General features: G+C 71.6%; 13 protein-coding genes. 10 read left to right on the top strand and 3 right to left on the bottom strand.

The features are described 5' to 3' along the window. The first annotated feature begins 42 nt into the window (after window positions 1-42). Window positions 43-678, top strand: coding sequence for an ATP-binding protein (locus ACFWA7_RS07420; RefSeq protein WP_385821539.1), 636 nt, complete (start codon window positions 43-45; stop codon window positions 676-678). Window positions 679-924: 246 nt separating this feature from the next. Beyond that, complete coding sequence (locus ACFWA7_RS07415; RefSeq protein ID WP_385536269.1) at window positions 925-1,890, top strand: DUF5926 family protein; 966 nt, start codon at window positions 925-927, stop codon at window positions 1,888-1,890. 239 nt (window positions 1,891-2,129) lie between these two features. On the opposite strand, the gene ACFWA7_RS07410 is transcribed toward ACFWA7_RS07415, so the two are convergent. Next, a complete protein-coding gene (locus ACFWA7_RS07410) occupies window positions 2,130-2,813 on the bottom strand; it encodes a hypothetical protein (protein ID WP_385821537.1) in 684 nt (227 codons plus the stop codon). 201 nt (window positions 2,814-3,014) lie between these two features. Then, window positions 3,015-3,698, bottom strand: coding sequence for a bifunctional DNA primase/polymerase (locus tag ACFWA7_RS07405; protein ID WP_385536265.1), 684 nt, complete (start codon window positions 3,696-3,698; stop codon window positions 3,015-3,017). A 422-nt stretch (window positions 3,699-4,120) separates the two neighbouring features. Here ACFWA7_RS07405 and ACFWA7_RS07400 point away from each other — a divergent pair, with 422 nt between their 5' ends. Continuing rightward, window positions 4,121-5,623, top strand: a complete 1,503-nt coding sequence (locus tag ACFWA7_RS07400) for a PP2C family protein-serine/threonine phosphatase (protein ID WP_385821578.1) — start codon at window positions 4,121-4,123, stop codon at window positions 5,621-5,623. Between the two features lie 172 nt (window positions 5,624-5,795). Then, entirely contained in the window at window positions 5,796-7,262 is a 1,467-nt protein-coding gene (locus ACFWA7_RS07395; RefSeq protein ID WP_385536263.1) for an aminopeptidase P family protein, read from the top strand. Window positions 7,263-7,407: 145 nt separating this feature from the next. On the opposite strand, the gene ACFWA7_RS07390 is transcribed toward ACFWA7_RS07395, so the two are convergent. Then, a complete protein-coding gene (locus ACFWA7_RS07390; protein ID WP_101389220.1) occupies window positions 7,408-7,872 on the bottom strand; it encodes an ATP-binding protein in 465 nt (154 codons plus the stop codon). Between the two features lie 250 nt (window positions 7,873-8,122). Between ACFWA7_RS07390 and ACFWA7_RS07385 the strand changes: the two genes are divergently transcribed. The 6 genes from ACFWA7_RS07385 (at window position 8,123) to efeB (ending at window position 14,209) form a co-directional block, all read left to right on the top strand. Further along, window positions 8,123-8,971: a hypothetical protein gene (locus tag ACFWA7_RS07385; protein WP_385821535.1), complete on the top strand. Its 849-nt coding sequence runs from the start codon at window positions 8,123-8,125 to the stop codon at window positions 8,969-8,971. A 120-nt stretch (window positions 8,972-9,091) separates the two neighbouring features. Next, window positions 9,092-9,826: a YcnI family protein gene (locus tag ACFWA7_RS07380; protein WP_385536257.1), complete on the top strand. Its 735-nt coding sequence runs from the start codon at window positions 9,092-9,094 to the stop codon at window positions 9,824-9,826. 37 nt (window positions 9,827-9,863) lie between these two features. Further along, a complete protein-coding gene (locus ACFWA7_RS07375) occupies window positions 9,864-10,520 on the top strand; it encodes an SCO family protein (protein WP_385536255.1) in 657 nt (218 codons plus the stop codon). Then, a complete protein-coding gene (locus ACFWA7_RS07370; RefSeq protein WP_385536253.1) occupies window positions 10,517-10,975 on the top strand; it encodes a copper chaperone PCu(A)C in 459 nt (152 codons plus the stop codon). The genes ACFWA7_RS07375 and ACFWA7_RS07370 overlap by 4 nt, the downstream gene beginning before the upstream one ends. A gap of 22 nt (window positions 10,976-10,997) precedes the next feature. After that, entirely contained in the window at window positions 10,998-12,926 is a 1,929-nt protein-coding gene (locus tag ACFWA7_RS07365; protein WP_385821533.1) for a copper resistance protein CopC, read from the top strand. Window positions 12,927-12,937: 11 nt separating this feature from the next. Continuing rightward, window positions 12,938-14,209, top strand: a complete 1,272-nt coding sequence (efeB, locus tag ACFWA7_RS07360; protein ID WP_385536249.1) for an iron uptake transporter deferrochelatase/peroxidase subunit — start codon at window positions 12,938-12,940, stop codon at window positions 14,207-14,209. Window positions 14,210-14,225: the final 16 nt, after the last annotated feature.

Genomic DNA, 14,225 nt, shown 5'->3' with positions numbered 1-14,225 from the left:
GGGAGTGCACCGGCGCGTTCGGTCCGTATTCGATCGTTACGAGTGCGTCACCGGACGCCGGTTGGCCGGTTTCCGGTCCAGTCCATTGGGGCATCCACACCGTGGCGTGGGGTGAAGGAGGTCTCGGGGGTGGCGTTGGTGGTGGCACAGGAGGTGCCCACGTCGTCGAGCATGGCCGTGCCCCACGGCCCTGCGGGCGTGGGCAAGGCAAGACACCGGATGCGCGAGCAACTGCTCGGCAGCGGGGTGTCGGAGCCGGTCGTGGACGATGCCGTACTGGTCCTTTCCGAACTGCTCAGCAATGCCTGCCGGCACGGCAGGCCGCTGGGGCGCGCGGACGTGGGTGACGGAGACGTCCGGGCCGCCTGGCGTGTCGACAAGGCGGGCCGGCTGACGGTCGAAGTGACCGACGGCGGCGGCCCGACCAGGCCGATTCCGGCCACACCCTCGGTCACCGCGCGCGGGGGCCGAGGTCTGAACATCATCAGCGCGCTCGCCCAGGACTGGGGCGTACGGGACAGCGCGTCCGGTGAGGTGACCGTCTGGGTGATCATCACCGCCGGATACGACCGCGCACCGGGGCGCGAGAACGGCCGCGGGCCCGCCCCGGACGGCTTCGTCGCGCGCGTGGCGATGCCGGGACTGGATTTCGCGGAAGCCTTCGACGACCTGAACTGAGCTCCCGGGCGCCGTCGGGGCATGGACCGAGCCGCAGGGCGGCGCGTCGACGGCCTGGACTGCGCCCCACCGCCGGACGGGACCGCCGGACCGCCCGCGCCGCGAGCCCAGCCGCACGGCCCACCCCCGCACGCGAACCGCGCCGTACGACTTGCACCGAGGCGTACGTCGTGTGCCGACCGGTACGACTAGGCTCGCGCCCGACACAGCGACACCGCACCACCGCAGCCGGGAGAGAGCCACACCATGGCCAAGAAGCGCCCCCAGACGAAGGCCGCCGCGCCGCAGCTCAAGGACGGGGAGGTTCCGGTCGTCGGGGCCCGCGAGCCCTGCCCGTGCGGCTCCGGCCGCCGCTACAAGGCCTGTCACGGCCGGGCCGCCTCGCACGCCGTGACCGAGCTGGTCCAGCGCCCGTTCGAGGGCCTGACGGGCGAGTGCGACTGGGTCGCGCTGCGCGAGCTGGTCCCCGCCGCGACCGTCGAACTCACCCTCAAGGACGGGCTGCCCGAGGGCGTGCCGTCCGTGACGCTCGCGACCGTCCTGCCGATGGCGTGGCCCGCGCTGCGCCGCGACGACGGCTCGGTGCTGCTCGGCCTGCAGAACGACACGCCGTCCGGCGACATCAGCCGCGACCTGGCGGACACGCTCACGCGCGCGTTGACGACGGAGCCGGGTACGCCGGTCGCCGCCCAGCGCGTCGACCCGCAGGGCCCCCGGCTCCAGGACCTGCTGGACCCGGCCGCGGCGTTCGAGCCCGCCGTGCACAGCGGGTTCGAGTTCTGGGTGCCGGACGCGGAGAACGCCACCCCGGAGGTGTCCGCCTCCCTGGAGCGCGCCAACGCTGCCGCGATCCCGACCGTACGGCTCAAGTCGGTCGACTCCTCCTACTGGTGCGAGACGCCCGAGAAGAACCACCTCCGGTGGGTCATGCCGCACGCTGAGGAGCGCCTTCTGGACGCGCTCGCCCGGCTGCACGCGGCCGGCACCTCCTCGCTCGGCGAGGGCACCCGGCTCGTCGGCTCGTTCCGGGCGCACGGTCTGACCGTTCCGGTCTGGGACCTGCCGAGCTCGATGACGGCCGAGGAGTGCGAGAAGCCGGCCGCCGCGTTCGCGGAGCGGCTGACGGCGGCGCTGGCGGACGAGTCGCCGCTCACGCCGGAGGAGCGCAGGTCGCGCGGCGGCCTCACCAACCGCCAGGTGACCTTGAGCTGAGAGTGACCATTCCTGTCACGGGGCAGGTGACCCGCGTCACAACTCCCGGTAGTCGCAGATAAATCGGTGTCCGAATAACCGAGATCGAATTTGCGAATGACAGATCTCTTGTTACCGTTCTAAGAGCCCGGTCGCTGGTGCATCCCCCGTCGCCAGCGATCGGGCCCTTCCATTTCCTCTTCCGGTTCGCCGCACGCGCCCACGTGGCCGCTTCCCGCTCAACGAGCCGCGTCCGCCGCCTAGTTGAGCGCCGCGCCGTCGGCAGTATTGGACCCGGAACGCAGCAGCAGAGGTGCTTCCTCGCCCGTTCCGGCGAACTCCGCGACCGCCGAGTACGCGCCAGGTTTTCCCCTCGAAGGCCCTCTCGGGGTCTCACACACTCCCGGTTGATCTCCCGCACCGACTGCACAGTTCGTCTGTACGGTGTGGCCGGCCGGCCCCATCAGGGTGAGTACCGAGCGCAACCGTCCGCCCGTGGCATTGCGGTAGTAGGTGCGCGCCCAGGCATCGCGGCCCTCGGTCAGCACACAGGTCTGCGCCTCGACGCCGTCGGGCGAGACCAGTTCGGGCCCGCAGTGGGCAGCCGGCTCGGCGGGCGCACCGCCCACGCGCGCGTGAGGAGCCTGCTTCGGGTCGTCCGGTACGGAGCCGGAGCCACCGGACCGAGCGGAATCGCGCCCACCGGAAGCGGACCCACCGGATTCGGCCCCTACGGAATCGGTCCCTACGGAATCGGACCCCATGGAGTCGGCCGACCCGGAGCCCGCCGCCTCCGCAGGGGTGGGGTCGGCCCGGGCGGGATCGCCGCCCGATGACTCGGCCCCCGTCGGATCCGGCTCTTCGGCCGGTCCGGCCGAAGCCGCCAGCGGCAGCAGCGCCGCGAACACCACCACGGCCCCGATACCGATCATGCGGAGGTTCACGGCGGCCCACCCATCCCATGGAATTCCTGCGGTGGGCCGAAGATAGCGACGGAAACCGGGCGCCCGGTGATCCGCGCGCCCGTTTCCCGTACAAGTGGGGCGCTCTCACACCCGAACGAGTGACACCACGCTCCGGCGGGAACTCGGCGCGCGTCCCGTTCGCTGACCCGGTACGCAGACTGGGTCGGCCGGGTCGCCGGCTCAGTACGCGAGCCGGGACCCGCCGTCCGGTGCGCTGGTCGACGCCGCGACCAGCGCGTCCACCACCGCCTCCACGTCCGGCAGCCAGGGCTTGGCCGACCCCGGCAGCGGGGCCCGCTCCCAGCGCACCTGCCCCTTGCCCGTCTCGGACGGGGGCAGCACCAGATATCCGCCCTCTCCGTGGAAACGGAGCGAACTCGGCACCCAGTCCTTGGAGTAGAGGAGGTCACCCAGACGTTCCAACGAGTACGGAGCGACCAGCAGCGACCACCGGGTGGGCGTCGCCACCACCGGGCCGAGCCGGACGCCCATCTCGTCGAGCACCGTGAGCGCCCGCGCCCCGGCAACCGCCGGGAGGCTCACCGCGCACGGCGCCCTGTCACCCGTCGCGAGGAGCACGGGCGCTGCCGGGCGGTTGGTCCACCACCAGCGCACCAGGCGTTCGTCGGTCGAGGCCGCGAGCAGCCCCGGGTCGAAGGGGTGCGCCCCCGGGACGGCGCAATCGGGGTCGGGACAGGCACAGCCGCGGCCCCGGCCACCGCGGCCGCCGGCCGCCTTGAGTCCCACACCTGGGAGTACGGGCCATTTCCACTCGGTCGCGCAGGTCAGCGCGGCGCCAAGCTGAGCAGCCCTTTCACTGCGCCGGAACCGGAGCCTGCGTCGCCTTCCGAGGATCTCGCGCATGAGCGCTCGTTCCTTTCCGTTGAACGCCGAGGTCCACATCACACCATGTGTGCATCACTTCACTGCGCGTATATGCTCTGTGAGCTCTGCGAGCCTGCGGTACGGGTAACCCGTCAGGACCGAACGTGGGCTGTGACCATTAAAAGCATGGCGAGGGGTGGCGCGCGCCTGGCGCTTGCCGTCCCTTGTGCAAAAACCCCGCCACTCGGGGATGGGGCGCGGCCGTCGGCTCCTAAGACGCCGTGGCCCGCCGCCGGGTTCCGGGACATCGTCAACTGCCCCTGGCCATCACCGAGTACGTACCCAACCCGCTCGATATGACGCGCTCTTGAACGCCCTCAGTCGACCCCAGAGGTGGGCCATAGGGGGCAATTTTCCGCCAAGTTGAACACCCTCTGGACACCAACAATCCCGCTATGACAATGCTGGACATCCCCTTACTTGTGCGTGTACATCTGGATGCATTGATGGCGGCGCAGATTGACATGGGGGTTTGCGATGCTATTGAGCGGAATCGACCGGCCGGAAAGCCGACTGCCATGAGCGCCCCACACTTCCCGAAAGTGGCTGGAATCGATCCAGCCGTCCCGCCCCCCGCGCACACTTCTGCGCCTCTGCCCACATCCACCCCCGGCTCCCCCGCAGGCCCCTGCGCGGTGATCCAGGACCGGCTGGCCAGCTGGGTCTCCGACCTCACCACGCTGCACGAACTCACCGAGCGCCTCTCCCGCACCTGTGTGCTCGACGACGCCCTCAACGAGCTGCTGCGGGCCGGTGCCGCGCTGGTCGGCGCCCGGCGCGGGCTGGTCGTCCTGGAGCCCGCCGACGGTCTGGGCCCCGCCGTCACCACCGGCCTCGGCCTCGCCCACGCCGACCTCGGCCACATCGAGACGGTCCCGCGCAGCGCCACCCCGTACGGCAGGATCCTCGACGGCCTCCCCGACGCCGACGGCGGATCGGACCTGGTCGGCGCGGTGGGCAGCGGCCCCGGCCCCGACCCGCGCCACCGCGAGGTGGCCGCCCGGCTCGGCTACGCCGCCAGCTACGCGCTGCCCCTCACCACCGACACGGGGGGCCGCCTGGGCGCGGTGGTCTGGTTCTACGACGAGCCCGCCGAGCCGCCCGAGCGCCGCCGCCACCTCGTCGGGCTCTATCTGCGGCAGGCCGCCGAGCATGTGGCCCGGCTTGTCGAGCTGGACCGCGCGCGGACGCGGCTCGCCACCGTCACCGAGGAACTGCTGCCCAGCAGACTGCCCCGGGTGGCGCGGGTGCAGCTCGCCGCCCGCCACCGCACCGGGCCGCGCGGCGGCGGCGACTGGTACGACGCGCTGCCGCTGCCCGAGGGCGCACTCGGCCTCGCGGTCGGGTCCGTCACCGGGTCCGGGCCGAGCGCCGTCGCCGCGATGGGCCGACTACGGGCCAGCCTTCGGGCGTACGCGGTGATGGAGGGCGAGGACCCGGTCGCCGTCCTCTCCGACCTCGAACTGCTGCTGCGGCTGACCGAGCCGGCCCGCTCGGCGACCGCGCTCTTCGCCTACTGCGAGCCCGCGCGCCGCAAGATCGTCCTGGCCGGCGCCGGGCACACGCCGCCGCTGATCGTCGGCGAGCGCCGCACCGAGTACGTGGAGACCTCGCTCTCCGCGCCGCTGGGAATGCTCACGTGCTGGGAGGCGCCCAGCGTGGAGATCCAGTGCGCGGCAGGAGAAACGGTGCTGCTGTACACCGACGGGCTGCTCCACCGCACCGGCGACCCGATGGACCGGGCCTTCGCCCGCCTCCACGCGGCGGCCGCGAGCGTCCCCAGGGCCGCCCGCGACGACCCGGGCGCGATCGCCGACCACGTCCTGCGGACCGTGCTGCCGGACGGGCTCGACGCATCGGACGGCGGCGAGGACGTGGTGCTGCTCGCGGCCCGCTTCGCGTAGCGGCTCGGGCGGCTCCGCGGGCCGGGGAACGGGCAGCGGCGCAGGCCACGGGCGGCCCGCGGCTCCGGTAGCGGTCGCCTACGGGGTGTAACGGGCCCTACGGCCCCGGACCCTTTTCCACCCGCCCGTACGATGGACGGAGGTCCAATGTCGTACTAAGTGGAGGCAGACCGTGGCCGAGCAGCTCACCCCGGAGACCCCGGACGAGTCGGAAGAGCAGCCGATCAAGCAGCGCAAGAACGGCCTGTACCCGGGCGTGTCCGACGAGCTGGCCGAGAACATGAAGTCCGGCTGGGCCGACACCGAGCTGCACGGCCTTGAGCCGATCGCCCAGGCCGCGCACACCGCCGACCGCCGCGCCGCGCTGTCCAAGCGCTTCCCCGGCGAGCGCCTGGTGATCCCCGCGGGCAACCTGAAGACCCGCTCGAACGACACCGAGTACAGCTTCCGCGCCTCCACCGAGTACGCGTACCTCACCGGCGACCAGACCCAGGACGGCGTGCTCGTCCTGGAGCCCAAGGGTGACGGCCACGAGGCGACGCTCTACCTGCTGCCGCGCTCCGACCGGGAGAACGGCGAGTTCTGGCTGGACGGCCAGGGCGAGCTGTGGGTCGGCCGGCGCCACTCGCTGGGCGAGGCCGAGCAGCTCCTCGGGATCCCGGCCAAGGACGTCCGCGAGCTGGCCGCCGCGCTCAAGGAGGCCACCGGCCCGGTCCGCAACGTGCGCGGCCACGACGCAGGCATCGAGGCGGCGCTCACCGACAAGGTCACCGCCGAGCGCGACGAGGAGCTGCGGGAGTTCCTGTCCGAGGCGCGCCTGGTCAAGGACGCCTTCGAGGTCTCCGAGCTGCGCAAGGCCTGCGACGCCACCGCGCGCGGCTTCGAGGACGTCGTCAAGGTGCTGGACAAGGCCGAGGCGACCAGCGAGCGCTACATCGAAGGAACGTTCTTCCTGCGCGCCCGCGTCGAGGGCAACGACATCGGCTACGGCTCGATCTGCGCGGCCGGCCCGCACGCCACCACCCTGCACTGGGTGCGCAACGACGGCGCCGTGCGCCCCGGCGAGCTGCTCCTGCTCGACGCCGGCGTCGAGACCAACGAGCTGTACACCGCGGACATCACGCGCACGCTGCCGATCAACGGCACGTTCTCGCCGCTCCAGCGGAAGATCTACGACGCGGTGTACGAGGCCCAGGAGGCCGGTATCGCCGCGGTGAAGCCGGGCGCCCCGTACCGCGCCTTCCACGACGCCGCCCAGCGCGTCCTCGCCGAGAAGCTCGTCGAGTGGGGCCTGTTCGGCGACCTGGACGTGGCGAAGGTCCTGGAGCTCGGCCTCCAGCGCCGCTGGACCCTGCACGGCACCGGCCACATGCTCGGCATGGACGTCCACGACTGCGCCGCCGCGCGCACCGAGACGTATGTCGCGGGCGACCTGGAGCCGGGCATGTGCCTGACCGTCGAGCCGGGTCTGTACTTCCAGGCCGACGACCTGACCGTGCCCGAGGAGTACCGGGGCATCGGCATCCGGATCGAGGACGACATCCTGGTGACCGAGGACGGCAACGAGAACCTGTCGGCCTCGCTGCCGCGCCGGGCCGACGAGGTCGAGGCGTGGATGGCGCGGGTCAAGCAGGGCTGACGCCGCCACGAGTGCCGGAGCCCGGTCGCCCCTCGGGGAGGCCGGGCTCTTCTCATGGCGCCGTTCACGCCTCCGTCGTGTCCGCCTCTTCCCCCACGCGCGCGCAGGGGGACGGATGAGTGGCTCTACTCACCGCACGGGACCCTCATGAGACGTTGAGGAGGGCGCCTTCCCGCCATTTCAGGATCTTGTCGAAGCTCACCACGGCGCCTCTGCCCGGCCGGTTGCCGAAGTGGACGTGGTCGGCGAGCTGTTCGATCAGGCAGAGTCCTCTGCCTTGCTCCGCCATCGCGGAGCCCAATGTGCTGTTCATCCGTGCTGCGGTGCGACGGCCTCGTCGTACGGGAAAGCCCGGCCCCGAGTCGGCGACCTCGATACGGCATTTCTCGCCATCCAGATACGCGGTCACCCGGTACGCCGCCGAGGTGCCGGAACCTTCGTCCCCACCGTGCTCGACCGCGTTCGCACACGCTTCACCGAGTGCGACCGACAGGTCGTAGGAGATGTCCGGATCAACGCCCGCGGTCTCCATGGTGCCGAGCAGTAGACGACGTGCGAGCGGAACGCTCGCGGCCTCGCGCCGCAAATGGAGTGACCACCAGATGCTCATGCTCCGGCCTCCTGGCTGCGGCTCGACATACCCCTACGTATTGCCGCAACCCTTGCTTCGTAAGCACGGACTTGACGTGATAGCGCTCATTCGGCGGATGTATGCGCTCCCTGTACCGGTGTATGGACGCGGCGGACGGCCACCCGTCAGGTTCCGGACAGCCGGGGACGGATGTGATCATCACAGGAATACGGCACCTTGTGGACCTGCCGCATGGGACGGCCAAGGCTGGTGCGATGATGGCCCCGCCATGTCTGCCCGACACGCCCGACACACCGACGCAGGCGCCGGTCTCCGGCTGCTGAGGGCCGCGGTCTTCGCCGCGGTCTGCGTCGTGCTGTCCGCGCTCGGACACGTCCTGGCCGCCTGTACGACGGTCCCGTGGTGGACGCTGCTCGCCGGATTCCTCGGGGTGTTCGCGGTCGCCGCGCCGCTCGCCGGACGGGAGCGCGCGCTGCCGTCCATCGCGGGCGCCCTGGCCGCCGGACAGCTCGGGCTGCACGCCCTGTTCGGCATCGGCCAGCACACGGCCGCCGCCTCCGGAAACGGGGCACCCGGCGACACCTCGCTGCTGCGGCTCGCCGCCAAGCTGGTCTGCGGCCCGGCCGCGTCGGCCCAGCTGACGGCCTCGGACGCGCGACGGATCGTCACCGACGCGGGCCTGCGCCCGCCCTCCGGTGCCGCCCCCGCCGCACACGGCTCCATGACGAGCATGACCGGAATGCCCGGGATGACTGATTCCGGCTCGGCGCACAGCGCCTTGGCCGGACTGTTCCCCTCGCTCCCGATGCTCCTCGGCCATCTGCTGGCCGCGTTGCTGACCGGCTGGCTGCTGCGGCGCGGCGAGGCCGCGCTCTTCCGTCTGGTGCGGCTCTCCGCCCAGGCCGCCACCGCTGCCGCCGAAGGGGCGTGCGCACGTTCGCTGCGCGCCGCCCTCGCGCTCGTACGGGCTCTGCGTGCCGGTCTGCCGGGGGCGCCCGGGCACGGCCCGCGCCTTCCGCTCGCCCGGCTCGCCACCCCCCTGCCGCCGGCCGGGGAAGCACTTCAGCACTCGGTGATCAGGCGCGGGCCGCCCGCCGTATACACCCTCGCAGCCTGACGCGGCCCACTCCGTAACGCACCAGACAACACCCGTCCCAGGAGTGGTCCGTGGAGTCCGCGCGCATCTGCGCTGCGGGCCGCCACCACTTACCTTCCTGCTGACTGGAGTGTCTCCGCCATGAACGTTTCCCGTCGTATCGCCATCGCCGGTGCCGTCGCCGCCTCGTCCGTCCTGATGCTGGCCGGCCCGGCCCTCGCGCACGTCAGCGTGCAGCCCGAGGGCGCGGCCGCGAAGGGCGGCTACGCCGTCGTCAACTTCAAGGTGCCCAACGAGCGCGACGACGCCCAGACCGTGAAGCTTGAGGTCAACTTCCCGGCCGACCACCCGCTGGCGTCCGTGCAGCCCCAGGCCCTGCCCGGCTGGACCGTCGAGGTCACCAAGTCGAAGCTCGACAAGCCGCTGACGGTGCACGGCAAGCAGATCAACGAGGCCGTCACCAAGGTGACCTGGAGCGGCGGCAAGATCGAGTCCGGCTACTTCCAGAAGTTCCCGCTCTCCATCGGCGCGCTGCCCACCGACACCGACAAGCTGGTCTTCAAGGCCGTCCAGACGTACAGCAACGGCGAGACCGTCCGCTGGATCGAGGAGCAGAAGCAGGGCGCCGAGGAGCCGGCGAACCCGGCGCCGGTGCTCACGCTGTCCGCCGCCGCCGCTGACCACCACGGCGGAGCCGCGCCCGCGTCCGACGAGAAGAAGGACGACATGGCCGGGCACGACGACAAGAAGACCGAGGCCGCCTCGGACTCCAAGGACACCGACAACACCGCGCGCGTCCTGGGCGTCGTGGGCATCGTCGTCGGCGTCGCCGGTGTGGCCTTCGGCGTGCTCGCCGGGCGCCGCCGGGCCGCTTGATCCCGCCAGGCCCCTCCCCAGACCGGAAACTTTCCCCATGCGCACCAAGTACGTGCCGGCTGCCATCGCATTCGCGGTGGCGGCGGCGCTCACCCTGACCGCGTGCGGTGGCAGCGACGACAAGGCCAAGAGCCCCGTCACCGATGTCTCCGCCGACACCAGCAACAAGGCCGGCACCGTGCTCGACCGGCCGTTCACCAAGCCGGACTTCGTCCTGACCGACACCCAGGGCAAGAAGTTCGACTTCCGTGAGCGGACCAAGGGCAAGCCGACCCTCATCTACTTCGGCTACACCAAGTGCCCCGACGTGTGCCCCCTGACGATGAGCAACATCGCCATCGCCAGGAAGCGCCTGCCCAAGGCCGACCAGGACAAGCTCCAGGTCGTCTTCGTGACCACCGACCCCGACCGGGACACCCCCGAGTCGCTCGGCAAGTGGCTCAAGGGGCTGGACCCGTCGTTCATCGGTCTGACCGGTGACTTCCCGACCATCCAGGCCGGGGCCCGCTCGATCGGCATCGGTATCGACCCGGCGACGAAGGACAAGGACGGGAACGTCGTGTCCATGCACGGCGCCCAGGTCATCGCCTTCTCGCCGAAGACCGACCAGGGGTACGTCCTGTACGGCGACACCGCCACCCCAGAGGACTACACGAAGGACCTGCCGAAGATCGTTCTTGGAGAAAACCCGTGAACCGCCGCACCACTCTCGTCTCCGCCATAGCCCTGACCGCCGGGCTGGCGCTGGCGGGCTGCTCGTCCGACAGCTCCGACGGCAAGCCCGACCTGAAGATCGGCCAGGCGTTCATGCCGGAGCCGGTGAGCGCGGACATGGCCGGCGGCTTCCTGGTCGTGAAGAACGACGGCAAGACCGCGGACAAGCTGACCAAGGTCACCAGTGACGTCTCGGACGACGTCACGATGCACGCGACCAAGGACCAGAAGATGCGGGAGGTGAAGACCTTCGACATCCCGGCGGGCGGCGAGCTCGACCTCGAACGCGGTGGCAGCCACATCATGTTCATGGGCCTGAAGAAGAAGCCGAAGCCTGGCGACAAGGTCGCCGTCGACCTGCACTTCGAGAAGGTCGGCACGGTCCGGGTCGAACTGCCGGTCAAGGAATCCACCTACAACCCGAAGCACCACTGAGGGATGAGGGACTGAACAGACGATGACGGCCACCGCCCCACGCTTCGGAACCGCCCTGGCCCGGCTGCTGCTCGTCGCGGCCGCCCTGCTCGGCGCGGTGTTCGCGACCGCCTCGCCCGCCTCGGCGCACGCCGCGGTCACCGCGACCAACCCGAAGGACGGGGCGGTGGTCGCCTCCGCCCCCAAGGACGTCGACCTCACCTTCTCCGAGCAGGTCGCCATGGACGACAAGTCCATCCGGGTCCTCGACCCGAACGGCAAGCGCGCCGACACCGGCGAACTGCTCAACCTGTGCAGCGGCTCCATCGTGAAGTACGGGGTGAGCCTGCGCGACGGGCTGCCCAAGGGCACCTACACCGTGGCCTGGCAGGCTGTCTCGGCCGACAGCCACCCGGTCGCGGGCGCCTTCACGTTCTCCATCGGCGCCCCCTCCAAGACCACCGTCTCGCTGTCCGCCCCGGACGTCGGCGGCGGTCTGGTCGGCGCGCTCTACGACACCATGCGCTACGCCGCGTACGCCGGCTTCATCCTCTTCGCCGGCGGCGGCGCCTTCATCCTGGCGTGCTGGCAGCGGGGCACCTCGGTGCGCCCGGTGCAGCGGCTCGTTGTCGGCGGCTGGCTGACGATGACCGCGGCCACCATCGCGCTGCTGCTCCTGCGGACCCCCTACACCGGCTCCGGGCAGCTCTCGGACGCCTTCGACCTCGACGGGCTCAAGGCGGTCCTGCAGACCAAGTCGGGTGCCGCGCTCAGCTCCCGGCTGCTGCTGCTCAGCGCCGCCGCGCTGTTCATCTCCGTACTGTTCGGCGCGTACGCCAAGCGCGAGGACGAGGAGAAGAAGGACCTCACCTACGGGCTCGCCGTCGGCGGCTTCGTGGTGGCCGCCGGCATCGCCGCCACCTGGGCGCTCGCCGAGCACGCCTCGACCGGCATCCAGACGGCGCTCGCGATGCCAGTCGCGGTGGTGCACCTGCTGGCCGTGGCGACCTGGCTGGGCGGGCTCGCGACCTTGCTGGTGGCGCTGCACCTGACGCCCGCGGTGGAGCGGGCGGCGGTGCGGCGGTTCTCCCGGATCGCCTTCTGGAGCGTGACCGTCCTGGTGTCGACCGGCGTCTACCAGGCCTGGCGGCAGGTCGGCTCCTGGTCCGCGCTCACCGGGACCGGCTACGGGCAGCTGCTGCTCGTCAAGGCCGGACTGGTCGCGGTGCTGCTCTGCGCCGCGTACATCTCGCGCCGCTGGACCGGGCAGCTATCCGAGCACGCGGCCCCCGAGGCCGAGGCGGCGTCCATCGTCGAGCAGCGCGCGGCCGAGCCGGAGCTCTCCGAGGAGCCGGAGCCGGTGACCGTTCCCGACGACGCCAAGAACCCGGCCGACCGCAAGCGCGCCCAGCAGCTGGCCCGCCAGCAGGCCGCAGTGACGGTCGCGCGCGAGAGGCGCATCCGCGACGCCGACCCGCAGCGGTCGGGGCTGCGGCGCTCGGTGCTCACCGAGGCCGGGGTCGCGGTGGCGGTGCTCGCCGTGGCGACGATCCTGTCGTCGACCGAGCCGGGGCGTACGCAGGAGGCCGCGGCCACCGCCCAGTCGACGACCCAGGTGGCCGTGCCGGACCGGCCGATCAGCATCCGCATCCCCTTCGACACCGGCGGCAAGAACGGCAAGGGCACGGTCCGCCTCACCCTTGACCCGGGCCGCACCGGCGCCAACGAGATGCACGTGTGGACGGACGACGCCGCGGCCAAGCCGCTGGACGCGGCCGAGGTGAAGGTCGCGTTCACGCTGACCGCCAAGGCGGTCGGCCCGCTGCCCGTAGAGACCGAGCGCATCACCCGGGGACACTGGAGCGCGAGCGGCGTCCAGCTTCCGATGCCGGGCGAGTGGCAGGTGTCGGTGACCGTGCGGACCTCCGACATCGACCAGGTCACCGTGGACAAGAACATCAAGATCGGCTGAGTACGGACCACATGACGGACCAGATCAACAAGAGCGCCGACGACACCGGCGAGTCCCTCGACATGACCCGTCGGCGCCTGCTCGGCACGGTGGGAGCGGCGGGCGCGGCCGGTGTCGCACTGGGCGCGACGGGCGGCGCGCTCGTCCACGCCGCCGTCGAATCGGACGGGTCGGGGGCCACCGAGCTGTCCTCGGTCGGCTCCACCGAGGTCCCGTTTCACGTGAAACATCAAGCGGGGATCTCCACTCCGGTTCAGGCCTGCGGCCATCTGGTCGCCTTCGACCTCGCACCCGGCGCCGGGCGCAAGGAGGCGGCGGCGCTGCTGCGGCGCTGGTCGGCGACGGCGAAGGCGCTGATGGCGGGCGAGCCGACGGGCGCGGACACCGGGGTCGCGCTGGACGCGGGCCCGTCCTCGCTCACCGTCACCTTCGGCTTCGGCCGCACCTTCTTCGACCGTACGGGCCTGGTGGCGCAGCGCCCGGTCGAGCTGGACCCGCTGCCGGACTTCTCCTCGGACCGGCTGGACGCCAAGCGCTCCAACGGCGACCTGTGGGTGCAGATCGGCGCGGACGACGCCCTGGTGGCCTTCCACGCGCTGCGCGCGCTCCAGAAGGACGCGGGCGCGGCGGCCCGGGTGCGCTGGCAGATGAACGGCTTCAACCGGACGCCCGGCGCCACCAAGAAGCCGATGACGGCCCGCAATCTGATGGGCCAGATCGACGGCACCGGTAACCCCAAGCCCTCCGACCCCGACTTCGAGAAGCGGATCTTCGTCCCGGACAGCGGGAAGCCGGCGTGGATGGCCAACGGCTCGTACGCGGTGGTGCGCCGGATCAGGATGCTGCTGGACGACTGGGAGAAGGTGCCGCTCGCCCAGCAGGAGCAGGTGATCGGCCGCAAGAAGGCGAACGGCGCCCCTCTTTCGGGGGGTACCGAGACCACCGCCATGCAGCTCGACAAGTTCGGCCCGGACGGCAAGCTGGTCATCCCCGACAACGCGCACGCCCGGATCTCCGCGCCCGAGCAGAACAGCGGCGCGGCGATGCTGCGGCGCGCCTTCTCGTACCACGACGGCTTCTCGGCGGACGGGGTGCCGGACGCGGGCCTGCTGTTCGTCGCCTGGCAGGCCGACCCGCTGCGGGGCTTCGTGCCCGTGCAGCGCAAGCTCGACCGGGGCGACGCGCTGTCGGCGTTCATCCGGCACGAGTCGAGCGGCCTGTTCGCGGTGCCCGGCGGCCCGCGCGCGGGCGAGTACGTGGGCCAGCTGCTGCTGGAGTCCTGACCGGTCGAGACGGCCC

This window comes from Streptomyces sp. NPDC059994 (assembly GCF_042737755.1).
Taxonomy (GTDB): Bacteria; Actinomycetota; Actinomycetes; order Streptomycetales; family Streptomycetaceae; genus Streptomyces.
The sequence above is the reverse complement of the archived record's forward strand: the minus strand, read 5'-3'. Positions and strand labels throughout refer to the sequence as shown.